Here is a 20,816-nt window from a genome sequence, read left to right on the forward strand (position 1 = left end):
ATGACGTAGCGCGCCGACATTCATCATTTCTTTCTGAACTCATGCTGGATTTGAAAAGCCCCACTTTCGAAACGGCGCGCCGCGTCGAGGCGCGAAGCACGCCTTTGCGCGCGACGCTGATCGGCTTCGGCTCGATCGGGTCGGCCGTATTCGATGCGTTCGCATCGGACCCGGCTATCGTGGTCGACCAGATCGTCGTGTCGCCGCGCAGCGTTGCCGAAACGGCGCGCAGGGTCGGGCCAGCGGCGACGGTCGCAAGCCGCGTGGATGCGTTGCCGGGCAGGCCCGACATCGCGATCGAATGTGCGGGCCACCGCGCCGTGCGGGAGCACGTGGTCCCGCTGCTGCGCATGGGCGTCGAATGCGCGATGGTTTCCATCGGCGCGCTTGCCGACGATGCGGTGCGCGATGCGTGCGAAGCGGCGGCCCTGGAAGGCGGCGGCCGCGTCTCGCTGCTCTCCGGCGCGTTCGGTGGACTGGACGCGCTCGCAGCGGCCGCGGTCGGCGGACTCGACGACGTGCTTTACACGGGCAGCAAGCCGGTCGAAGCGTGGAGGGGCACGCCGGCCGATGCGGCCGGCGCGCTGGACGGCCTTCGCCATGCCGCGACGATTTTCGAAGGGACCGCGCGCGATACCGCGCAGCGATATCCGAAGAACGCGAATGTCGCCGCCGCCGTCGCGCTCGCGGGCGCCGGCTTCGAGCGCACGCGCGTGCGGCTCGTGGCCGACCCGGCGGCGGTGCGCAATACCCACGTGGTTCGGGCGCGGGGTGAATTCGGAGAACTATGCATCGAGATCGCGGCGACGCCCTGCGCGCGGAATCCGAAGACCTCCGCGTTGACGGCGTTCAGCGCGATCCGATTTCTGCGCGACCGGGCGCGGAGCGGGATCGGCGTGATGGCGGCGAGGCCATGAGCGCTTGTCATCCGTCCCGGTGGTGGGCGATGACCTGGGCGAACATCAAGGCGTCGTCGGGCTCGTTGGCGGCGGATTTCGTCGCGGAGGGGGGCGCAGCCAGCGGCACTTGCTTGTCCGGCGCGGCCGGCGCATTCACCGAGATGGCGATGCCGCGCACGAGTTCCCTCGGCGGCCCGTCGCAGAGCGTGTACGTGACCGATTTGGCCTGGCGGCTCGCCGTGAGGATATTCGCATCGCGCAGCACGCCGAGGTGCTGCGACAGGTTCGGCTGGCGCAGGCCGAGCGCGCTCTCGATTTCGGACACGGAGCACGGGCCGTCGAGCAGCAGCAGCGCGATCGCGAGCCGGCTCGGATGGCTGATGATCCGCAGATAGTTGGCGACCGCCGTGAGTCCGGGGCGTCCGGGTTCGGTCGGGTTCATCGGCGGGCCCCCCGTTTGGCGGCATGGGCCGGTTTCGCGGGCGCGGTATCGCGCGTCTGGTAGTACCAGTCGGAGACATTGTTTTCGGCGAGACGCGCCGAGGCGTCGCCGATCGTCTTCGGCGGCGGCACCACACACGGTTGCCCCGGTTGCCAGTCCGCCGGTGCATAGAGGTTTTCATGCCACGTCATCCGTACCGCCTGAAACAGCCGGAACGCTTCCTCGACCGAACGTCCGGTCGAGATCGGATACCAGCTGATCGCCTTGATGATCCCTTCCGGATCGATCAGGAACATCCCGCGCACGGTGCTCGACGATATCGCCTTCGGGGGCAACATGCCGTATGCCTTCGCGATCGCCATCGACGGGTCTTCGATCACCGGGAACGGGATGTCGATGTCGAAATGGTCCTTGATGCTGCGCAGCCACGCGAGGTGCGAATACAGCCCGTCGATCGACAGTGCGAGCAGTTCGCAGTCGAGTTCCCGAAAGCGCGGCGCGATACGCGCGAACGCGATCAGTTCGCTCGTGCAGACCGGGGTGAAGTCGGCCGGGTGAGAGAAGAACAGCAGCCATTTTCCACGGTATGCCGTCGACGAAATCATGCCCACCGTCGAGCGCGCCTCGAAGTCGGGTGCCGGTTCGTAGAGAAAGGGGGGGCGGGTCGGGCGAACGTCGTCGCTGATGTCATCCATTCGAAATCTCTGCCATAGCGTGAAACACCAAAGTTAGGGAATAACGAAAGTCCATATGGTTTGTTGACTTGCGAAAGATGGAAATTAATATTGGATAAATCCTCGATATTGCCGGGATAAAGAGCTGAAAGACGCTGTAAATTTACCAATAGTTATTAAAACCAGCAAGTGACAAACGATAACTCTACTTTGCCTCCGGCGCTCGTCGTACCGCCGCTGACGCCGTTCGACGCGGCGCTCAACGTCGATCGCGCCGCACTGGCCTCCCATGTCGACTATGTCGTCGACGTATGCCACGCGACGATGGTCGTGGCCGCAGGCGTCGAAACACAGGAATACCACTATCTGCCGTTCGACGAACGCAAGGCCCTCATCCGCGAGACCGTCGCCGCGGTCGGCGCACGCGTGCCGGTGGTCGTGGGCATTTCACATCCGTCGTTTCGCAGTGCGATCGAGCTGGGCCAGCTGGCCTCTTCGCTCGGCGCCGACGCGATCCAGTTGCTCGCGCCGCTGCGTCCGTTCGGCGGCGCGCCGGCCACGGCCGAGCTGGTCCGCTACTTCGAGCTGATCGCGAAGGAAACCGACCTGCCGATCATGCTCTATCTGAATTCGGGGCCTGGCGCCGATCTGTCCGTCGATGCGACCGTCGAGCTGGCGAAGCTCGACCGCGTGCAGTTCGTCAAGGAGAGTTCGCGCGACCTCTCCCGCGTCGGGCGGCTGATTGAGGAAATCGACCTGGCCGGCCATGCGCGCTATCTGACCACGGCGCAGATGCTGCTGATCTCGCTGCAGCTAGGCGGCAGCGGCGTGACGATGCCGCCGCCGCTTGCCGAACTGGGCGCGAAGGTCATCGCGGCCTTCACGGCCGGCGACACGCGCGAGGCGGCCCGCCTGCAACGGCAGTTTTCCCTTTTCCCCGCGCGCTGGATGCACTGCGGCCTGATGCCGGTGATGAAGTCGGCGTTGACGGCGCTCGGCCGCGGCATCGGCTCGCCGTATCCGCCGTTCGGCGCGCTGACCGAAGACGAAACCGCGCAGCTCGACGCGTTCCTGCAAACCACCGACCTCGGCAAGGTAACTGCCCATCATGCTTGAAATCAAACGACTCTCGCTTGCGGAAGCGGCGATCCTGATCGAAGGCTCGCGCCGCAAGGCCGACGAACTGGGTATCCCGATGTGCACCGCCGTCACCGACGAATCGGGACATCTGATCACGTTCGAAAGAATGGACGGCGGCAAAGTGAGCAGCATCAGCATCGCCATCGACAAGGCGTTTACCGGCGCGGTCGCGCGCAAGGGCACGCACGTCTACAACCAGTTGTGCGTGCCGGGCAAGGGCACGTTCGGCATTCACGTGACCAACGGTGGGCACTTCAGCATTATCGGCGGCGGGCTGCCGGTGACGGTGAACGGCACGATCGTCGGCGGCGTCGGCGTGAGTTCCGGCACGGCCGACGAGGATCTTTTGTGCGCCGAGGCGGCGATCGACTATTTCCGGCAACAAACCGGGTTTGCCGAATAACGGCTCGCGCCGCCCCGGGCGGCCGCCCGTCGCCGGATGGAAAGCGCGGCGCGGCGGCAAAGCCATAAACTTTGGAGTGCAAATATGTCAACGTTGATTGCGGAAAACCGCGGCATTGCCCGCGGTCCCCTGGATTATCCGGACAGCCCGCTGTCGAAGGCCGCCCGGCAGCCGTTGTTGCTCGGCCTGTTTCTGCCGACGCAGACCGGCGGCTATTCGCAGTCCACCTATCCGCGCGGTACGGACTGGACGTTCGAATACAACAAGCGTCTTCTGCAGAAGGCCGAAGCGCACGGGTTCGATCTCGCTTTCAGCCTGCAGCAGTGGTTGCCCAAGGGCGGTTTCGGCGGCGCGACGCACTATCGCGAGAATTTTCTCGATCCGTTCGTCGCGAGCATCGCGTTCGGCGCGGTGACGTCGCGGCTCATCACGATCTCCACCGTGCACGTGCTGTACGGGAATCTGCATCCGCTTTATCTCGCGCGTTTCGCGGCCACCGCCGACCACATTTCCAACGGCCGGTTCGGCATCAACGTCGTGACCGGCTACGACGCGAACGAACCGCGGATGTTCGGCATGACGCGCGTCGATCACGGCGAGCGCTACGAGCGTGCCGACGAGTTCGCCTCGGTGATGGAGGCGCTCTGGGACGGCAGCGAGAACGTCACGCACGACGGGCGGTTTTATCAGCTGGAGGGCGCCTACGTGTCGCCGCGGCCGCGCTACGGACGGCCGATCATGGTGTCGGCGAACGCATCGCAGGCAGGCTACGAATACGCGGCGAAGCACTCGGACATCGTGTTCACGTCGAGCCCGGCGGGCGCGGCGTTCGAGCGCGCCATCGAGGCGCTGCCGGAGCACGTGAAGCGCATTCGCGCGCCGTATGCAGCAACGGGCCGGTCGCCGAAGGTTCTCCTCTTTCCGCTCATCATCTGCCGGCCGACGCGCGAAGAAGCGTTCGCGTATCGCGACGCGATCGTCGCGCAGGCCGATTACGAATCGATCCGCTCCTATACTGCGCGTCATTCGGGCGGCGATGCGCAGGGCTGGAAGGAGCACGTGCCGGCCGACCGCGTGCTGGGTGGCCATATCCAGATAGTTGGCGATCCGAACGATGTGGCCGATGCGTTGCAGAAGTTGCACGAGGCCGGCCTCGACGGCGTGCAGATCGGCTTCTACGACTACGAGCCGGAACTCGAGTTCTTCGCGCAAAACGTGCTGCCGCTGCTGAAAGCGCGCGGTCTGCGGATCGACGCGCAATGAAACCCGGCCTGATCCTGAACGCCGTGGTGCTCGGCGTCGGTATGCATCCGGCCGCCTGGCGGTTCCGGCGCGACAGTGCGTTTTCGTCGCTGGGGCTGCCGTTCTACGCCGAACTGGGGCGGCTCGCGGAATCCGCCTGTCTCCATGCGTTGTTCCTTGCGGACACGCTGGCTGTGAACGAAGAGAACTTCGAGCGTCCGAACCTCGGCGCGATGGATCCGCTCGTGGCGCTCGCGTCGATCGCAGGGGCCACGAAGCACCTCGGCCTCGTCGGCACGGCCTCGACGACCTACAACGATCCGTTCAGCCTCGCGCGCCGCGTATCGACGCTCGACCATCTGAGCGGCGGCCGCGCTGGCTGGAACGTCGTGACGACGTTCGTGCCGGACGTGGCCGCGAACTTCGGCAACGCGCCGCTGCCGGACGCCGACGCGCGCTATGCCCGCGCGGAGGAGTTCGTCGACGTGGTGCGGGCGTTGTGGGGAAGCTGGACGCCGCAGGCGCTGGTCGGCGACAAGGTGCGGGGCGTCTACGTGGATGCGGCGCACGTGCGCGCGATCGATCATCACGGCGCGCATTTCGACGTGCGCGGCCCGCTGACGCTGCCGCCGTCGCGGCAGGGCGCGCCGGTCGTGTTCCAGGCGGGCTCGTCCGACGCCGGGCGGTCGCTCGCCGCGCGCACCGCCGACGTCGTGTTCACCGCGCAGAACACGCTGGCCGGCGCCCAGGCGTTTCGCGCCGATGTCCGGCAGCGCGCGCAGACGTTCGGGCGCGATCCGGCGAGCGTGAAGGTGCTGCCCGGCCTGCTGCCGATTCTCGGCGGCACCGAAGAGGAAGCGCGCCGCCGCAAGCGCACGCTGGACGAACTCGGCGGCGACGCGGAACTGAAGAAGCTGGCGCTGCGCGTGGGCGTGCCGGTCGAGGCGCTGCAACTCGACAGACCGCTGCCGTTCGACCTGATCCGCAGCAATCCGTCGTTTCGCGGCGCGGAGGGTTTTCGCAACGCGGCAGTGGAACTGGGGCTGCGCGAGAACCTCACGGTGCGCGAGATCCTGTATCGGAACGGCGGCGGACACCTGCAGGTGGTCGGCACGCCGGAGCAGGTCGCGCAAACGATCGAGGACTGGTTCGCCCGGCACGCGTGCGACGGCTTCAACCTGATGATCGACGTGCTGCCCGACGGGCTCGGCGATTTCGCGGCGCAGGTCGTGCCGTTGCTGCAGAAACGCGGCATTTTCCGCAGCGCGCCCGAAGGCGATACGTTGCGCTCCAATCTTGGCTTACAGGGTGAATGATGTTGCTTTATTCGAAGACGAACGACGTGGCGCGCATTACGTTCGACAGTCCCGCGACGTCGAATGCGATCACGTTCCAGATGATGCACGACTACATCGACGCGCTCGCGGCCGCGCGCGAGGGCGGCGCGCGGTTTCTGGTGATCGACGCGAACGGTTCGGACTTCTGCGTCGGACGCGACCAGAAGGAGCGCGTGCCGGACGTGACCCGCGAGCAGAACCTGACGCTGATCCTGAAGGCCAACGCCGCATTGCGCGCGTTCACCGGCGTGAGCATCGCGCTGATCCAGGGGCGCGCGCTCGGATTCGGTTCCGGCATCGCGCTGCACAGCACGATTTCGATCGGTGCGAGCGACGCGGTGCTCGGCTTCGACGAAATCCATCACGGCCTCGCGCCGCTCGTGGTCGCGGCCTACGCGCCGTATTTCATCGCGCCGCGCATCGCGCAGGAACTCGTGATTACGGGCCGGCCGGTGCCGGCCGACGAAGCGCGCGCGATCGGGCTGCTGAGCCGCGTGGTGCCGCGCGACGCGCTGGCGCAGGCGGGACAGGCGACGATCGAGAGCCTCACGGGCTATCTGCCCTCGGCGATCCGGCTGCTGCGCGAGTACCACGAGAGCGAGGCGCGCTACCCGGACGCGGCGACGCTGGAGGCGGCCGTGCAGCGGCTCGCGACCTGGATCGGGCAAGGCAAGCCCTGACATCGGCAGTAAAGACCTACCTGGACATCATGCAGATCAAATCGTTTGTAGTTTCAGCGCTGACGGGGTTCGCGCTGGTCGCCGGCAGCATGTCGGCATTCGCGGCGGATGCGCCGTTCAAGCTCGGCTATCTCGTCGACGCATCGGGTCCGCAGGCGACGACGCTCAAGCCGACCTTCGACGCGTTCCAGCTTTACATCGCGCGCGTCAATCGCGCGGGCGGCGTGAACGGCCGCCCGATCGAGATCGAGGCGCGCGACATCCAGAGCGACACGCAGCGTTCGCTGAACGCGGTCCAGTCGCTGAAGACCGATGGCGTGTCCGGTCTGCTCGGCCTCGGCGCGACCAACACGCACGCGGCCGTGTATGCAGCCGCGCAGAAGCTCTCGCTGCCGGTGATCGCGTCGAACCCGATCAACATTCCGGTGGTGCTGCCGCCGGTCAAGCCGTATGCGTTCGGCCTCGGCCAGGAACTGAGCCTCGCGGGGACCATCGGCGGCCATTTCGCGCATCGCATCCGTCCGCAGGGCAAGACGATTGCGTGCGTCGCGTTCGAGGTGCCCGGCTCGATTCTCAGCTGCAACAAGATCCTCGCGCAGGCGAAGGCGGAAGGCTATTCGCGCGGCGAACTCTATACGGTGCCGATCGGCCAGCGCGATTTCCGCACGGTCGTGGACAAGCTCGTCGCGCTGAACCCCGACGTGGTGTCCGACTGCATCGGCCGCGAGCACGTGGCCGCGCTGTTGCCGGTGCTCGCGCGCTCGGCTTATCGCGGCGTGTTCCTGTCGATGGACACGGGCATCGGCGACGACACGCTGATCGATGCGGTGCCGGCCGACACGAAGCTGCAGGTCTACAGCTATACGCGCTTCGTCACGAACACGGACGGCAGCGGGCCGCAGGTGGACGCGCTGCGCGCGGCGCTGAAGGACGCGCATCTGCCCGACAACGACGCGAGCTATGCCGGCGGGTGGGCGCTCGGTCTCGTCGTGACAGAAGCGCTGCGCCAGTGCGCCGGCGCGTGTGGGCCCGAGGCGTTTCGCGCGGCGCTCGAAAAGGTCGACATCGACAGCGGCGGCCTGACCGGCACGAGGCTCGCGTTCTCGGGCACGGACCATTACGGACCGTCCGCCTACCGCCTCTACCAGCTCGACGCGGCGGCGAAGCGTTTCGCCGCGGTCGGCGGCTGGCAGCGCATCGCCAGCAACGGACAACTCGCCGATTGAACGCAACATGAACACGCTCTCCTTCGTGCTCGACTTGCTCAGCAGCGCGGTGATCTACGCGCTGTTCGGCCTCGCCATCGTGCTTGCGTACCGCACCAGCCGCGTGCTGATGTTCTGCGTCGGCGAGATCGGCATGACGAGCGCCTACGTGCTGCGCAGCGTGTGGCTGTGGGCGGGCGGCACGGCCGGCGGCCTCGCGCTCGCGGCGGCGGCCGCGCTCGGCGTCGCCGCGCTGGCCGGCTGGGGACTGTATGCGCTGCTGCGCCGGCTCTCCGCGAACGGCGATCATTTCGTCGGCACCGTCGTCACGATCGCGGCGAGCATCTTCCTGGAAGGGCTCATGTCAGCGGTCTGGAACGGCGAGACCGTGCAGTTGCCGTTTCCGCGCGGCGCGGTGACGCTCGGCGGCGCGTCGCTGTCGATCGTCAGCCTCGGCATCGTCGCGGCGGGCGGCCTGCTGATCGCCGCGCTGCTGCTCGCGTTCTATCGCACGCGCGCTGGCATCGAGCTTCAGGCGGTGGCGGGCAACTGGCAGCTCGCGGTGCTGTCCGGCATTCCGGCCGCGAGATGGCTCGCCGTGGCGTGGATCGTCGCCGCGACGGTCAGCGCGGTGGCCGGTATTTTCTCGGCAGCGGTTTCCGCCGTGTCGGCGAGCGGCGCCGCGGTGGGCTTCTCCGGCATCGTCGCGGCGATCATGGGCGGCCTCACGAGCCCGGCCGGCGCGCTGGCCGGCGCCTTCATGCTCGCGGCAGGCGAGAACGTCACGAGTCTTTATCTCGATGCGCGCTACAGCGTGGTCGTGCCGGTCGTGCTGCTGGTGCTGCTGCTGGCGCTGCGTCCGTCCGGATTGAGCGGGCGCACCGAACGCATTTCGAGGACCTGAGCATGGCCAGTCTCATTTCACACGCACCCGGCGCGACGCTGCGCAAGTCCGCTGGCCGGATCGGGGCGGCGCGGACGAGCGCCGCCGTGGCGCTCGCGCTGCTCGTGCTGGCCGTGCCCTCGGCATTCGGCGGTTACGGGCTGTACGTCGCCGCGAGCGGCGCCATGATGGCGGTCGGCGCGATGGCGCTGACCGTGCTGTCCGGCTCGGCGGGCCTGCCGTCGCTCGGCACGGCTGCGTTTCTGGCGATCGGTGCGTTCACGTCGGGCATTCTCGCGACGCAGTGGGGGCTCGGGCTCGTGCCGGCCGTCGTGGTTGCCGTGCTGTTCGGCTTCGCGGCCGGCACGACGATCGCGCTGCTGACGTTGAGAGTGTCCGGCCTGTATCTCGCCGTCGGTACGCTGGCGTTGCAGCACGTCGTGCAGATCGTCGCGACCGATCTCGATCTCAAGCTCACCTATGCAAGCGGATTCATGCTGGATTCGCCGCGCATCGCCGGCTGGGCCGTCGATACGCCGCTGCGCTGGTGGGCGCTGACCGCGGCGCTCGTCGCGCTCGTCTACGCGCTGTTTTCGTGGCTGCAACGCGGGCACGTCGGGCGCGAATGGGCGCTGCTGCGCGTCGAGCCCGATGCGGCGGCCGCGCTCGGCGTGTCGGCCGTGCGCACGCGGCTGGCGGTGTTCGCGCTGACTTCGGCCGTCATCGCTGCCGCCGGCGCAGTGGACGGCTACCGGCTCGGCAACGTGCAGGCGAGCACCTATACGCTGCACCTGGCCATCACCTACCTGACCGTCGCGGCGCTCGGCGGGGCGGGGCGGCTCGTCGGCGCGATCGTCGCGTCGTACGTGATCGTCGTGTTGCCGGATGCGATTGCCGCGCTGCTCGGCGTGGCCGGCATCGACGCGACTTCGCACGGAGCCGGCATCGACAACATGCTGATCGGTGCGATTCTCGCGTTCGCGCTGCTCGACGGTCCCGCGCGGGTGCGCCGCGCGATCGTGTCGCGCGGCGTCGCGCGCCGGACGGCGGCACGGCAGGAGGCGCGATGAGCGGGTCCGTGCTGCTTGAAGTCCAGGCGCTGTCGATTGCCTACGGATCGGATCGCGCGGTGCGCGACGTTTCGTTCGCGTTGCCGCGCGGCCGTAGCCTTGCGCTCGCCGGCAGCAACGGCGCGGGCAAGACATCGGTGCTCGGCGCGCTGGCGGGCCTGCGCGTGCGGCGTCAGACGCTCGACGGGCGGCTCGCGTTCGACGGCGCCACGCTGGAGCCGGGCGACGTGGCCGGCCGTGTGGCGGCGGGTATTCGCCTTGTGCCGGACCGCGACAAGGTGTTCGGTCTGCTAACGGTTGCGGAGAACCTGGCGATCGGCGCGGCCCGCTCGCGCAACGGCGCGATCGGGATGGACGATGTGATCGGCTGGTTTCCTCGGCTCGGCGAACGCAGCCGTTCGCTCGCGGGCAACCTGTCCGGCGGCGAGCAGCAGATGCTCGGCATCGGCATGGCGCTGCTCGGATCGCCGCAACTGCTGCTGCTAGACGAGCCGACGCTCGGGCTTGCCGTGCCGGTGATCGAAGATCTGTGCGAGCGCCTCGCGCGGCTGCGCGAGGAGACCGGTTTGACGATGATCGTCGCGGAATCCGATTCGCAATGGCTGACCGAACTCGCGGACAGTGCGCTCGTGCTCGACCGCGGCCGCCTGCTGCGCCGCTTCGATCCGCTGGCGCAGGACAATCTGCCCGCGATACACGATCTGATGGTAGGGCTCGCCGTGGACGGCGGAGCCCGCGAGGAGGGAAATCATGACGTTGCGGCCTGAAGTGCAGGCGTCCGGCGAGCACGGGCGCGACGTGCTGCGCCTCGACCGGGTCAACCTCTCGTTCAGCGGCCTTCACGTGCTGCGAGACGTCGCGCTGACGTTGAAGGCCGGCGAAGTGCTCGCCTTGATCGGGCCGAACGGCGCAGGCAAGTCCGCGCTGCTCAACTGCATCGGCGGCATCTACCGGCCGTCGCCCGGCAGCGAGATCCGTCTGCGAGACACGCGCATCGACGCGCTGCCGCCGCACCGGATCGCGCGTCTTGGCATCGGGCGCACGTTTCAGGGGCTGAAGCTCATGCGCGAGCGCACGGTGCTGGACAACATCCTGCTCGGCTGGACGCCGCGCTTTTCGCTTGGCACGCTCGGCAGCCTCGCGTTTGCGCTGCGCACGCAGCGCGAAGAACGCGAAGCACGGGCGCGTGCGCACGAAGTGGCGGACTTGTGCGGTCTCGCCGACGTACTCGGCGTTCGCTGCGCCGATCTGCCGCTCGGCGTGCTGCGACGCGTGGATCTCGCGCGGGCGCTGCTCGGCGAGCCGCAGGTGCTGCTGCTCGATGAGCCGGCGTCGGGCCTGAGCCACGACGAACGTCCGCTGATCGGCGAGATGGTGCGCGTGGCGCGCAGTCGCAAGGGGTTGTCGGTGTTGTGGATCGAGCACGACCTCGATCTGGTGCTATCGGAGGCGCAGCGCGCGGTGGTGCTCCATCACGGAACGGTGGTGGCGGTCGGCGATCCGGCGCAGCCGGATGGCCGGGCGCAGTTGCTCGACGGCTACCGGACCGGAGCGCCGGTCGCACGACACTGACACGGCGCGGACGGAGTGGGTGGAATGGGCCAGCCGATACACATCGCATAACTAAATATTTAAGGTATCCATTTCCATTCCCGGAATGGATGGGGTTTAATTTTATTAATAAGTTATACAAAATATGAAAAGAAGATTGGCAGCGACGGCCGCGCTAATTGCGCTATCGGCGGGGGCGAACGCGCAGAGCAGCCTCTCGTTTTACGGCAGTGTCGACGAGGGGATCACCTACGCCACCAACGAGAAGGGGCACGGTACGGCGGTGGTTGGCCCGGTCGCCGTGCCGGACTTCTTCGGTATCCGCGGCGCCGAGGATCTGGGCGGCCAGACGAAAGCGATCTTTGCGCTGCAGGACGGTTTCCTCTCGAGTACGGGCGCGGGCACCATCGCGGGCGAGGCATTCAGCCACTTCGCCTGGGTCGGCCTCTCTTCGAACCAGTACGGGACCGTCACCCTCGGGCGGCAGCTCGATCTGACGACGGAGACGTTACGCCTGAATTCGAACGGTAGCGTGCAATACACGTTCTATCTGTTCCATCCGGCCAACATCGACAACATCGGCATTCGCGGCGATTCGATCAACAACTCGGTCAAGTATACGACGCCCGACTTTCATGGGTTGACGGCGACCGTCCTCTATGGCTTCGACGATACGACGACGCAACCCGGACGCGTCGTCAGCGCGGACGTCATCTACCGGAACGGGCCGGTGCGCGCGTCAGCGGTTTACTCCAGCTGGCGCAATCACGCGATCGACGTCGGCACGCAACTCGGCTATACGAGCTTTCTCGGGCAGTCGCTTGGCGGCGGAAAGATCTTTTCGGCGAAGACACAGGACATAGGCGGTCTCTCAGCGACCTGGTCGGTCAACCGGAAGCTCGATCTTCATGCCGTGCTGACGCAGGTGAATCTCTCGACGGACACCGGCTCGGGACGGATGCGCACGGTCGAGGCCGGCGCGGACATCCATACGAACGCGGCAAACACGGTGACGCTCGGCGGTTACGTGTCGTGGCTGACCGACACGCGTTATTCGGAACTGGGCATCGGCGACGTCTATGCCTTGTCACGGCGCACGATCGTCTACGCACAAGCCACGTATCAGCACGCGGACGGCGCCGGCAATGCGGCAATTCCGCTGCTCGCGCCTTCGTCAAGCCCGAACCAGGCTGCATTCCGGATCGGCGTGCATCACTTCTTCTAGGCTGCGCGGTTGCCTGTCGAATGGCCGCGCGGCGAAGATCGCCGCGCGATGCCAAGCATTTACGGGCGGCCGAGGCCGCCCATCACCCCCAAACAAAGGAGAAGCGGTAATGAGTTTACGTCTTGGCGATACGGCACCCGATTTCGAGCAGGATTCGAGCGTCGGGCGCATCAGGTTTCATGAATGGCTCGGCGATAGCTGGGGTGTGCTGTTTTCGCACCCGGCCGATTTCACGCCGGTCTGCACGACCGAACTCGGCCTGACCGCGAAGCTGGCCGATGAATTCGCGAAGCGCAGTGTGAAGACGATCGCGCTGTCGGTGGACAGTGCCGAGTCGCACAACGAATGGATCAAGGACATCAACGAAACGCAGGCGGCGAGCGTAGGCTTTCCCATCATCGCGGACGCAGACCGTACGGTATCCGAACTGTATGACATGATCCATCCGAATGCGAACGAGACGCTGACCGTGCGTTCGCTGTTCGTGATCGACCCGAAAAAGAAGGTGCGCCTCATCATCACCTATCCGGCGAGTACGGGCCGCAACTTCGACGAAGTGCTGCGCGTGATCGATTCGCTGCAACTGACCGACCATTATCAGGTCGCGACGCCGGGCAACTGGAAGCCGGGCGACGACGTCGTGATCGTGCCGTCACTGAAGGACGAGGCGCTGATAAGGCAGAAATTCCCGAAGGGCTACCAGGCGCTGCGTCCCTACCTGCGGTTGACGCCGCAGCCGAACAGGTAACGTTGGTTTCGGCGTTCGCGAATGAAAACGCCGCACGTCGTGCGGCGCTTTCTCATGTGTGCCCGGCATGGGCGCACTCCTGCGGCGTGCAGGTTCCGTCATAAGCGGGTACCGCGAATGAAGTGAAGCAACTGCGTGTCAAGGCTCCTGACGTTATCTGCCGGCAACGGGCAAGCGATCAGCTAGCCACTCCCTGGGCGTCGAAAAGTCCTTCAAATAGCACAGTACTCAGATAACGCTCGCCGGAGTCGGGCAGTATGACAACGATTGTCTTGCCTGCATTTTCCGGCAGCCTGGCGAGCCGTACCGCGACCGCCACGGCAGCGCCAGACGAGATTCCCGAGATTATCCCTTCCTCTCTGGTGAGGCGCCGCGCATAAAGGATGGCGTCCTCATTGGACACCTGCTCGATGTCATCGACCAGAGCAAGGTCGAGGACGTCGGGAACGAACCCGGCGCCTATCCCCTGGATCTTGTGCGGAGCGGGCTTCAGAGGCTCGCCCGCTCGCGCCTGGGTGAGGACGGGGCTTGCGGCGGGCTCGACCGCGACAGATCGTATGGGCTTGCCCTTGACCTGTTTGATGAACCGCGAAACGCCCGTAATTGTCCCGCCCGTCCCCACGCCCGAAACGAAGATATCCACGGCGCCATCGGTGTCGTCCCAGATTTCCGGGCCGGTGGTCTTCTCGTGTATGGCAGGGTTCGCGGGATTTTTGAACTGCTGAAGCAAAACGTAGCGCTCGGGATTGGCGGCAGCGATTTCCTCTGCTTTGGCGACCGCGCCGGGCATGCCACGCGCACCCTCCGTCAGCACGAGCTTTGCACCAAAGGCAACCAGTAACTTGCGCCGTTCGAGACTCATCGTTTCCGGCATGGTGAGCGTGAGCGGGAGACCCCGTGCCGCTGCCACGTAAGCGAGGGCGATCCCGGTGTTTCCGCTTGTCGGTTCGACAATTTCTTTGCCCGGGCCAAGCAGGCCGCGTTGTTCTGCGTCCCAGATCATGGATGCGCCGATGCGGCATTTCACGGAGTAAGCCGGATTTCTTCCTTCGATTTTCGCGAGGATGGTCGCCGGCGCGCCATCCGTCAGGTGATTGAGGCGGATCAGCGGTGTGTGACCGATCGACTGTGAGTTGTCTTCAAACCAGCGAGCCATGATGATGTTCCTGTTGTCAGTCGGGATAATGGAGCAAGTGTAGAGGGGTGATCCCTTTAGTCAAGGGCGGCGACCAGGCAGACCGATCGCGCAAGGCGCCAACGATCAGTAGACCTGAGAGAAAATGGAATCCTGTCTTCAGCGGAAACCATGGCCGAGCGGTCGGCAGCCCTTGCTCCGGCCTTGCTCCAGGCAGTCGGGACAACGACCATTCCTCTGCACGAGTATGCGGACACAGCGACGCCCCTTAAATGCCATGCTTCGATCAGGAAAAGTTTGCCATCTTCGGGCGCACCCGAGACGCCTCGATGATGTTACATCGAGTCGCACGTTTTATGACCTTGGTATTGAGATGCTGGTTCGCAACGCCTGTAGTGGTCGTTCGTCATATGCATTTTCCCGTTCGTCATAAGGCGTGCGGGAAGCATCCCTGCCGGCGATCATCAGCGGCGCCGCCTGCCGGTGCCGTTCGCCAAGACGCCATGATCGCTCCGGGTTGCCTCCTGCAATGCCGCTTCGTGCGATACCGCGTAGGCCGGGCAGGCTCGCGGCATCGGCATCGCCACATGGCGAGATTCAGAATTGCTTGCCGAACGAGATGCCCACCACGTCTTCGGCAAGATGCACATTCGCATTGCCGCCGCCGAAGGCTGCGGGAATCGACGCCTCGCCGTCCACCGTCTTTTTGAATGCGTGACCGTAGAAGAAGCCGAACGATGTCTTCGCATCGGTCGTCCACGTACCGCCGAGCGTCGCCTGATCCTGCACGACACCCGGTGCGAGAATATTCAGGAATGTCTGCGTGCTGGCCACTGGCTGGCTCGAATGACTGTACCCCGCCCGGAGTGTCAGATGGCTGGTCACATCGTAACTGGTGCCGATCTTGATTACGTTCGTGTTGCGCCAGCCAAAGCCCGGGCCGCCGGACGATCCCAATGCATTGCCTGCGAACAGGTTGGCGAGCGGGTTGGCGATCGAGTTCACGTTGCCATACAGAATGCGCTGAAAGTCGGCCGCGACCGTCCATGCTGGCGTGACCTTCCAGGAAAACCCGATTCCGTAGTTCTCCGGAATATCGAATGAGCCGCCGTCCGCAAATAGACCTTTGTATTTGTCGAAACGGCCGTGAATCTTCGACGCCCACGTTACGCCGACGGTCAGGGTCGGCGTAATCTCACCGGTATAGCCAAGGTGCACGCCGACCCCGACCGTCGAGTCGGCGCCTTGACCGGTTACGTTGCCGGGCGCGACCGACATGCCGGTGAACGGTTGCAGCCCGCTTGCCGTGAAGCGCTGGTAGGCGATGTTCAGGCCGATGCCGAACGCGTGGCGGTTGAGCAGTTTGTAGGCAAATGTCGGGGAGAGGAACACCTGCTCGAGATCGACGCCTGCGGAACCCGCGGCACCGAACGCCCGATAGGGATTACGGGCGTAACCGGTGTCGAGCCCGCCGTTTGCATATAGCGCGAGACCCGCATACGCATTCGGCAGAAATTCGTACGTCACGCCGAATTCGGGCAGCGCGAAAATCGAGCGATTGTTGCCGGAATAATTGCCGTCGGCGCCGTAGCTGTTGCCCGATATGTCCGCGCCGCGTCTTGGCAGAAAGAGACTGATGTCGCCATCAAAGCGGTTGCCTACGAAGGCGATGCCCGCCGGGTTGGCGGCCGCGGCCAGCGCGTCCTGTGGCAGGCCGATGCCTGCGCCGGCCATACCCTGTGACGCCACCCCATAACCGTTGGAAAAATAGCCGTTGGTCGCCCATGCCAGGCTCGGTGCCGCAGCGACGATGGCGAGGAGTGCGCGAGTAGTCCCTTGTAGCCTCATGTGTTTCCCCGAATAATGTTTGGAACAGCTAGTGGGGACAGAGTCTATTCACCCGGGCTCGCGCCTCAAACCAAGTTTTTCACATAAGCATCCGATAGATTATCAAAATATAAAGTGTCTTTTCCCCGATGAAATCCTCCGATCCCACCATTGACCTCCGCATCATGCAGGCTTCGGCGGAGCGCGCGTGCGCCCTGCTCAAGCTGCTTGCCAATCCGGATCGTTTGCTGCTCATGTGCCGTTTGTCCCAGAAGGAACTGTCCGTCGGCGAACTGGAGGCGCAGCTCGGGATTCGCCAGCCAACCCTGTCCCAGCAGCTAGCCGTACTTCGTGAAAATGGTCTGGTCAGCGCCCGCCGCGAGGGCAAGAACATTTTCTACTCGGTGGCAAGCGGCCAGGCGCTTGCCGTGATGGCGGTGCTCTATGAGCAGTTCTGCGCCGGGAATTGAGCCGGGCCAGGCGACTGCCTGTTTGCGTCTTCCGTGTGCTCGATTCCATGTGTTTGCGGTTGCGTTTGCAGTTGCGAGGCGGCCAGTGGAGTATCGCGATGCGTGGCGTATTCACTTGCGCGGTGACGGTGACGGCAGGAGCGGCACGCGTACGCGCTCTGCCTGTTCCCGAAGCCTGTCGAAAAGGTTCATGAAGTCACCTCCGGAACATGGCGCCGAGCCTCTTGAAATTTTCGTTCCTTGCGCTATTTTATGGATCGCTCAGGCAGTCGCGATAAGCGCTGCGTGTTTCGATTTGTTTGTCGGCGGGGTTTCCCCACGGGCAGGCGGGCTGGAGCGCGTGGTTCCGTTCGTCTTTCGTGAGAGGCCCCGGTTTTAAGGAGCCAGTCATGAGCGATCTTTTCTACAGCACCGATCTGCTGGGCGAATTCGACCGCCTGCAACGGCAGATGGCCAGTCTCTTTTCAGGATTTCCCGCGAGTCTGCGCGCGATGCGCAGCGAAACTTTTCCACCGGTCAACATCGGCAGCACCGACGACAGTATCGAGATCGTCGCGTTCGCGCCAGGACTTGATCCGGCAGCGATCGACGTCTCGATCGACAAGGGGCTGCTCACCATCAGCGGCGAACGCAAGCCGTCCGCGCCGGAAGCGGACGACGAGACACGCGTCTATGCCAGGGAACGCTTCGCGGGCGCATTCCGGCGCGTCGTCGAACTGCCGCAGCACGCCGATCCCGACAAGGTCGATGCGCGTTACGTGAACGGTTGCCTGATCATCAGGGTCGGGCGTTCCGAGGCGTCGAAGCCGCGCGCCATCACCGTCCAGTAAGCCCTCGACACAGCATGCATGAGCGTTACGGAGGACATCATGAACGGCAGCACTGAACTGGCTAACCGTCCGTCGGGCGCCGATGTCGCCGCCCGTGAGGGTGCGGAAACCGCGAAGCAGGCCACCCGCATCGCACCGGCGGTCGACGTATTCGAGGACAGCCGCGGCATCACGTTGTATGCGGACCTGCCGGGCGTGTCGCGCGATAAGCTCAATGTGCGCGTGCAGGACGGCAGTCTGAGCATCGAGGCGGAGGCGGTGATTCCCGCGCCATCCGGGCTGCGTCTGCAGCACGGAGAAGTGCGCCACCCGCACTTCTGGCGCGCGTTCACGCTCAGCCCGGATTTCGACGTCTCGCGCATCGACGCGCAACTGCGCGATGGGGTGCTCAAGCTGACCGTTCCGCGCCGCGAGGAGGCGAAGCCGCGACGCATCCAGGTGAGCGTCGAATAGGCGCGTGCACAGGGGCAGGTACGGACACGCGGCGCGGACTGCGGCATCCGCGCCGCATCACCAGTCATGCGGAGGAAACCATGGACGACGCACGAAGCGAAAGCTGGAAGGGTTTCGCGATCGAGACGCTCGTGTTTCCGGTGCGGCACTGCGCGCTGCCTGCGCTGGCCCTGCAGACATACATGGCCGTCGTGCGCATCCGGCGCGCAGACCAGACCCTCGCGGGCTGGCATCTTCCGCGCTACGCCCAGCGATGGGCCAGCGCCGACGAGGCGCACCGGGAAACGGTCGAGTACGCCATACGCGCCATCAACACGGGTTGTTTCGATAACACGGAACCGCCGACAGGTGTGGCCGCATGACGGTGCGCCGATGCGCGGTGCCTCGGCCCATGTGTGGCCTGCACCACGCGACGTTCTTCTGCGCTGCGCCCCGGCTCGCGGTTCCATTGCTGACAGGAGGGGGAAATGCTCAGCCCGCACGAATTTGCAACGCTGATGCTGGTCCGCCAGGCACCGGACCAGCTCGACATGAATCGCGCCGAACTCGACGCGCTGCTCGAGCGCCAGCTGGTCATGCTGGAGCATTGCACGGCAGGCGGGCGCCGCGCGCACCTGACGGACAAGGGCCGATCGTTCCTCGATGCGCTCCATCCTGATGGCGCGTTGCGTCGGGCCGTAACGCGCGCGGCAAAGCGGGGCGCAGACGGGCGCGGTACGCCCGCTGCGCCGGGCGACAATACGACGGACATCGAGGTGTCGGGAAACGCCGGCTGAATGGCCCCCGATCGCAACGATGGAACCGTCTTCGTTGCCCGGCGCCAGAGGTGCGCTGTCGGCGGCGCACAACCGCTGACGCCGCGATGCCGGCAAGCCAGCGTCGTCGCGGTATGGGATCAGTCAGGCCGTGGGGCCTGCCGTGCGCAACGCGCAATGCTGCGGCGAACGCCGGCCCGCACCTCGCCAGGGAAACGACTGCATTCCCGCATCGACTGCATCCACTGCGCACCCGTGCGCCCGGCGGGTTCAGCCTGCCGGATTCTCGTCTTCCCGCGACGGCGCACTTGCGGCGGGCGCGCCCAGAATGCTGACCTGAAAGACCGGCGTGGCCGCGAGCGATTCGAGGTCTGGATCTTCCGGGTAGCCCAGCAGCAGCGGCAGGACGACCGAGCCGCCAATCACGGCGCGGCGGCTGTTGTCGGCGGGGCGCAGGCCCCATACGTCCTGGTACACGAGCGGCACCGTCTTGCCGTCGCGCTCGGTGGTGCCGAGGTAGAGCATTACGTGGCCGCCGATGTAGATCAGCGTGCGCATGGGCGCGCCGTGCTGCACGAGCCAGTCGAGCCGCGCGGCAGGCGTCGAAGCCGACAGGTCGGTCATGGCCCCGGCGCTCATCTGCGTGGACGAATGGCGCGGCAGCCACACGCCGAACGCGGCGAAAATGCTTTGCAGCTCGGCCGAGCAGTCGTTGTCGAAGTTCGTGTTGCCCCAGCCGTACGGGCGGCCGATCAGCGCCTTCACCAACTGCGCGAGATGGCGCGGCGTGGCCGCGAGCGGCGCGGCAACAATTTGGGTCGAATCGAATGGGGCCGAGCGGATCGCCGCGCGGCCCTCGATGTCGCGCGCGGGCACGAGGACCTCGTGCGCGGACCGCAGCGGCAACAGCGTGCCCGCCGGCGCTTCGAAGCGGAACACGCCGTCATCGTCGCGCAGCGCGGCGGAGGCGGCCACGACGACACCGAGCGACTGCCGCGCGGCCGCGCGCCACGCCAAAACGAAGGCGTCGTCCACGCTCGCCACGCCTTCGCTGCGCACCCAGCCCTGCACGTCCGGTGTCTGCACGTAGCGCCACGCGCCGTCTGCGCTCGTGCCGAGCACGTATAGCGGCGTGCCGGGCCGCACGGCGCTGACCTGCAGGTTGTCGAACGGATAGCCTTCGCCCGCAATGCGGTGCGAGTAAAACGAGGGATCGAGCGTCGGCAACTCGCGCACGAGCAGCGCCGTCGTCGCGATCGCGCGGCGTGTGGCGTCGAAGCCGCCCGCCTGTTCGAACTGGTTCACGTCGGCGTTACGCTCGATGGCGTCGATCCATGCCTGCGTATGCGGCCGGAAATTCATGCCGTAGCCGATGCGGCGCGGCGCTTTGCCGGTGTTGTCGAAGAGCGCGAGGCGGCGCGTTTGCAACGCCGCGATGTCGCTGCCGCCGTCACGATAAACGCGCTGCTCGACGAAGGCGCGGTTCCATGGCGAAGGGTCGTTCGGAGCATCGCCGAAGTAGCGCGCGACGAGCGCGTCGAATTGCGCGCGCTGGACTTCGGGGGAAAGGAACGGCGTGTCGTAAGCGGAGCTGGCCGGATCGATCCAGTGATCGACGTTCTGGTCGTAGCGCGCGATCGGAAACAGCGTGACGGTGTCGGGCGGGAGCGCGTGCGCGGCTTGCGTCTGTGCGGTCTGTGCAGTCGTTGCGGTGGGCCCGTTCGCGCAGCCGGGCAGCGCGCAGGCGGCAAGCGCCAGTGCGAGAAGGCGGCTGCGCGGCGCGCGGGCGAGACCGGAAAAGCGGGCGGAAAAATCGGGAGCGGAGCGCATGAGCGAGGCGGGCGAAT

At 65.8% G+C, this 20,816-nt stretch carries 23 protein-coding genes; 18 read left to right on the top strand and 5 right to left on the bottom strand.

Annotated features, from left to right (window positions below):
- Window positions 1–41 precede the first annotated feature (41 nt).
- Window positions 42–917 (top strand): aspartate dehydrogenase, encoded by an 876-nt coding sequence (locus BLU17_RS14480; protein WP_091997549.1) that lies wholly within the window; start codon window positions 42–44, stop codon window positions 915–917.
- Window positions 918–924: 7 nt separating this feature from the next.
- Here the strand turns inward: BLU17_RS14480 and BLU17_RS14485 are convergent, their stop codons facing one another.
- Window positions 925–1,341, bottom strand: coding sequence for an ArsR/SmtB family transcription factor (locus BLU17_RS14485; RefSeq protein ID WP_091997552.1), 417 nt, complete (start codon window positions 1,339–1,341; stop codon window positions 925–927).
- On the bottom strand, window positions 1,338–2,036 hold the full coding sequence (locus tag BLU17_RS14490; protein WP_091997554.1) for a peroxiredoxin: 699 nt from the start codon (window positions 2,034–2,036) through the stop codon (window positions 1,338–1,340). The genes BLU17_RS14485 and BLU17_RS14490 overlap by 4 nt, the downstream gene beginning before the upstream one ends.
- Before the next feature lie 189 nt (window positions 2,037–2,225).
- Between BLU17_RS14490 and BLU17_RS14495 the strand changes: the two genes are divergently transcribed.
- The 12 genes from BLU17_RS14495 (at window position 2,226) to BLU17_RS14550 (ending at window position 13,499) form a co-directional block, all read left to right on the top strand.
- Window positions 2,226–3,131, top strand: a complete 906-nt coding sequence (locus BLU17_RS14495) for a dihydrodipicolinate synthase family protein (RefSeq protein ID WP_245746861.1) — start codon at window positions 2,226–2,228, stop codon at window positions 3,129–3,131.
- Window positions 3,124–3,558 (top strand): GlcG/HbpS family heme-binding protein, encoded by a 435-nt coding sequence (locus BLU17_RS14500; protein ID WP_091997559.1) that lies wholly within the window; start codon window positions 3,124–3,126, stop codon window positions 3,556–3,558. Before BLU17_RS14495 ends, BLU17_RS14500 begins: the two co-directional genes overlap by 8 nt.
- A gap of 84 nt (window positions 3,559–3,642) precedes the next feature.
- Window positions 3,643–4,821 (top strand): LLM class flavin-dependent oxidoreductase, encoded by a 1,179-nt coding sequence (locus BLU17_RS14505; protein ID WP_091997561.1) that lies wholly within the window; start codon window positions 3,643–3,645, stop codon window positions 4,819–4,821.
- Window positions 4,818–6,116, top strand: coding sequence for an LLM class flavin-dependent oxidoreductase (locus BLU17_RS14510; protein WP_091997563.1), 1,299 nt, complete (start codon window positions 4,818–4,820; stop codon window positions 6,114–6,116). The genes BLU17_RS14505 and BLU17_RS14510 overlap by 4 nt, the downstream gene beginning before the upstream one ends.
- Entirely contained in the window at window positions 6,113–6,817 is a 705-nt protein-coding gene (locus BLU17_RS14515) for an enoyl-CoA hydratase/isomerase family protein (RefSeq protein ID WP_245746862.1), read from the top strand. Before BLU17_RS14510 ends, BLU17_RS14515 begins: the two co-directional genes overlap by 4 nt.
- Before the next feature lie 29 nt (window positions 6,818–6,846).
- Window positions 6,847–8,043 carry an ABC transporter substrate-binding protein gene (locus tag BLU17_RS14520; protein ID WP_091997565.1) on the top strand — a complete coding sequence of 399 codons (1,197 nt, stop codon included), beginning with the start codon at window positions 6,847–6,849 and terminating at the stop codon, window positions 8,041–8,043.
- A gap of 7 nt (window positions 8,044–8,050) precedes the next feature.
- A complete protein-coding gene (locus BLU17_RS14525; RefSeq protein WP_091997567.1) occupies window positions 8,051–8,926 on the top strand; it encodes a branched-chain amino acid ABC transporter permease in 876 nt (291 codons plus the stop codon).
- Window positions 8,927–8,928: 2 nt separating this feature from the next.
- Complete coding sequence (locus BLU17_RS14530) at window positions 8,929–9,975, top strand: branched-chain amino acid ABC transporter permease (RefSeq protein WP_091997569.1); 1,047 nt, start codon at window positions 8,929–8,931, stop codon at window positions 9,973–9,975.
- Window positions 9,972–10,742 (top strand): ATP-binding cassette domain-containing protein, encoded by a 771-nt coding sequence (locus BLU17_RS14535; protein ID WP_091997571.1) that lies wholly within the window; start codon window positions 9,972–9,974, stop codon window positions 10,740–10,742. The genes BLU17_RS14530 and BLU17_RS14535 overlap by 4 nt, the downstream gene beginning before the upstream one ends.
- On the top strand, window positions 10,726–11,547 hold the full coding sequence (locus tag BLU17_RS14540; protein WP_091997574.1) for an ABC transporter ATP-binding protein: 822 nt from the start codon (window positions 10,726–10,728) through the stop codon (window positions 11,545–11,547). The genes BLU17_RS14535 and BLU17_RS14540 overlap by 17 nt, the downstream gene beginning before the upstream one ends.
- 136 nt (window positions 11,548–11,683) lie before the next feature.
- A complete protein-coding gene (locus BLU17_RS14545; RefSeq protein ID WP_245746863.1) occupies window positions 11,684–12,751 on the top strand; it encodes a porin in 1,068 nt (355 codons plus the stop codon).
- A gap of 109 nt (window positions 12,752–12,860) precedes the next feature.
- Window positions 12,861–13,499 carry a peroxiredoxin gene (locus BLU17_RS14550; RefSeq protein WP_091997579.1) on the top strand — a complete coding sequence of 213 codons (639 nt, stop codon included), beginning with the start codon at window positions 12,861–12,863 and terminating at the stop codon, window positions 13,497–13,499.
- A 178-nt stretch (window positions 13,500–13,677) separates the two neighbouring features.
- Here the strand turns inward: BLU17_RS14550 and cysK are convergent, their stop codons facing one another.
- Both cysK and BLU17_RS14560 read right to left on the bottom strand, forming a co-directional pair.
- Complete coding sequence (gene cysK, locus BLU17_RS14555; RefSeq protein ID WP_091997581.1) at window positions 13,678–14,655, bottom strand: cysteine synthase A; 978 nt, start codon at window positions 14,653–14,655, stop codon at window positions 13,678–13,680.
- Window positions 14,656–15,231: 576 nt separating this feature from the next.
- Window positions 15,232–16,482 (bottom strand): OmpP1/FadL family transporter, encoded by a 1,251-nt coding sequence (locus tag BLU17_RS14560; protein ID WP_091997583.1) that lies wholly within the window; start codon window positions 16,480–16,482, stop codon window positions 15,232–15,234.
- Between the two features lie 128 nt (window positions 16,483–16,610).
- Between BLU17_RS14560 and BLU17_RS14565 the strand changes: the two genes are divergently transcribed.
- From BLU17_RS14565 to BLU17_RS33805, 5 genes are all read left to right on the top strand, one after another.
- A complete protein-coding gene (locus tag BLU17_RS14565) occupies window positions 16,611–16,931 on the top strand; it encodes an ArsR/SmtB family transcription factor (RefSeq protein ID WP_091997585.1) in 321 nt (106 codons plus the stop codon).
- Window positions 16,932–17,320: 389 nt separating this feature from the next.
- Complete coding sequence (locus BLU17_RS14570; protein WP_091997587.1) at window positions 17,321–17,761, top strand: Hsp20/alpha crystallin family protein; 441 nt, start codon at window positions 17,321–17,323, stop codon at window positions 17,759–17,761.
- A gap of 39 nt (window positions 17,762–17,800) precedes the next feature.
- Window positions 17,801–18,214 (top strand): Hsp20/alpha crystallin family protein, encoded by a 414-nt coding sequence (locus BLU17_RS14575; RefSeq protein WP_091997589.1) that lies wholly within the window; start codon window positions 17,801–17,803, stop codon window positions 18,212–18,214.
- Window positions 18,215–18,294: 80 nt separating this feature from the next.
- Window positions 18,295–18,576 (top strand): hypothetical protein, encoded by a 282-nt coding sequence (locus BLU17_RS14580; RefSeq protein WP_091997591.1) that lies wholly within the window; start codon window positions 18,295–18,297, stop codon window positions 18,574–18,576.
- A 105-nt stretch (window positions 18,577–18,681) separates the two neighbouring features.
- Window positions 18,682–18,990, top strand: a complete 309-nt coding sequence (locus BLU17_RS33805; protein WP_245746864.1) for a helix-turn-helix domain-containing protein — start codon at window positions 18,682–18,684, stop codon at window positions 18,988–18,990.
- Window positions 18,991–19,239: 249 nt separating this feature from the next.
- On the opposite strand, the gene BLU17_RS14590 is transcribed toward BLU17_RS33805, so the two are convergent.
- A complete protein-coding gene (locus BLU17_RS14590; RefSeq protein ID WP_091997593.1) occupies window positions 19,240–20,799 on the bottom strand; it encodes an SH3 domain-containing C40 family peptidase in 1,560 nt (519 codons plus the stop codon).
- Between the last annotated feature and the right edge of the window lie 17 nt (window positions 20,800–20,816).

It is taken from the genome of Paraburkholderia lycopersici, assembly GCF_900096975.1.
GTDB lineage: Bacteria > Pseudomonadota > Gammaproteobacteria > Burkholderiales > Burkholderiaceae > Paraburkholderia > Paraburkholderia lycopersici.

Bases quoted from the DNA above. Each gene is read 5' to 3' on its own strand.
- BLU17_RS14535 (WP_091997571.1), top strand. From the start codon at position 9,972: ATGAGCGGGTCCGTGCTGCTTGAAGTCCAGGCGCTGTCGATTGCCTAC.
- BLU17_RS33805 (WP_245746864.1), top strand. From the start codon at position 18,682: ATGCTCAGCCCGCACGAATTTGCAACGCTGATGCTGGTCCGCCAGGCA.
- BLU17_RS14520 (WP_091997565.1), top strand. From the start codon at position 6,847: ATGCAGATCAAATCGTTTGTAGTTTCAGCGCTGACGGGGTTCGCGCTG.
- BLU17_RS14590 (WP_091997593.1), bottom strand. From the start codon at position 20,799: ATGCGCTCCGCTCCCGATTTTTCCGCCCGCTTTTCCGGTCTCGCCCGC.
- BLU17_RS14515 (WP_245746862.1), top strand. From the start codon at position 6,113: ATGATGTTGCTTTATTCGAAGACGAACGACGTGGCGCGCATTACGTTC.
- BLU17_RS14575 (WP_091997589.1), top strand. From the start codon at position 17,801: ATGAACGGCAGCACTGAACTGGCTAACCGTCCGTCGGGCGCCGATGTC.
- BLU17_RS14500 (WP_091997559.1), top strand. From the start codon at position 3,124: ATGCTTGAAATCAAACGACTCTCGCTTGCGGAAGCGGCGATCCTGATC.
- BLU17_RS14560 (WP_091997583.1), bottom strand. From the start codon at position 16,482: ATGAGGCTACAAGGGACTACTCGCGCACTCCTCGCCATCGTCGCTGCG.
- BLU17_RS14485 (WP_091997552.1), bottom strand. From the start codon at position 1,341: ATGAACCCGACCGAACCCGGACGCCCCGGACTCACGGCGGTCGCCAAC.
- BLU17_RS14525 (WP_091997567.1), top strand. From the start codon at position 8,051: ATGAACACGCTCTCCTTCGTGCTCGACTTGCTCAGCAGCGCGGTGATC.
- BLU17_RS14565 (WP_091997585.1), top strand. From the start codon at position 16,611: ATGAAATCCTCCGATCCCACCATTGACCTCCGCATCATGCAGGCTTCG.
- BLU17_RS14570 (WP_091997587.1), top strand. From the start codon at position 17,321: ATGAGCGATCTTTTCTACAGCACCGATCTGCTGGGCGAATTCGACCGC.
- BLU17_RS14480 (WP_091997549.1), top strand. From the start codon at position 42: ATGCTGGATTTGAAAAGCCCCACTTTCGAAACGGCGCGCCGCGTCGAG.
- BLU17_RS14540 (WP_091997574.1), top strand. From the start codon at position 10,726: ATGACGTTGCGGCCTGAAGTGCAGGCGTCCGGCGAGCACGGGCGCGAC.
- BLU17_RS14490 (WP_091997554.1), bottom strand. From the start codon at position 2,036: ATGGATGACATCAGCGACGACGTTCGCCCGACCCGCCCCCCCTTTCTC.
- BLU17_RS14505 (WP_091997561.1), top strand. From the start codon at position 3,643: ATGTCAACGTTGATTGCGGAAAACCGCGGCATTGCCCGCGGTCCCCTG.
- cysK (WP_091997581.1), bottom strand. From the start codon at position 14,655: ATGGCTCGCTGGTTTGAAGACAACTCACAGTCGATCGGTCACACACCG.
- BLU17_RS14550 (WP_091997579.1), top strand. From the start codon at position 12,861: ATGAGTTTACGTCTTGGCGATACGGCACCCGATTTCGAGCAGGATTCG.
- BLU17_RS14510 (WP_091997563.1), top strand. From the start codon at position 4,818: ATGAAACCCGGCCTGATCCTGAACGCCGTGGTGCTCGGCGTCGGTATG.
- BLU17_RS14580 (WP_091997591.1), top strand. From the start codon at position 18,295: ATGGACGACGCACGAAGCGAAAGCTGGAAGGGTTTCGCGATCGAGACG.
- BLU17_RS14530 (WP_091997569.1), top strand. From the start codon at position 8,929: ATGGCCAGTCTCATTTCACACGCACCCGGCGCGACGCTGCGCAAGTCC.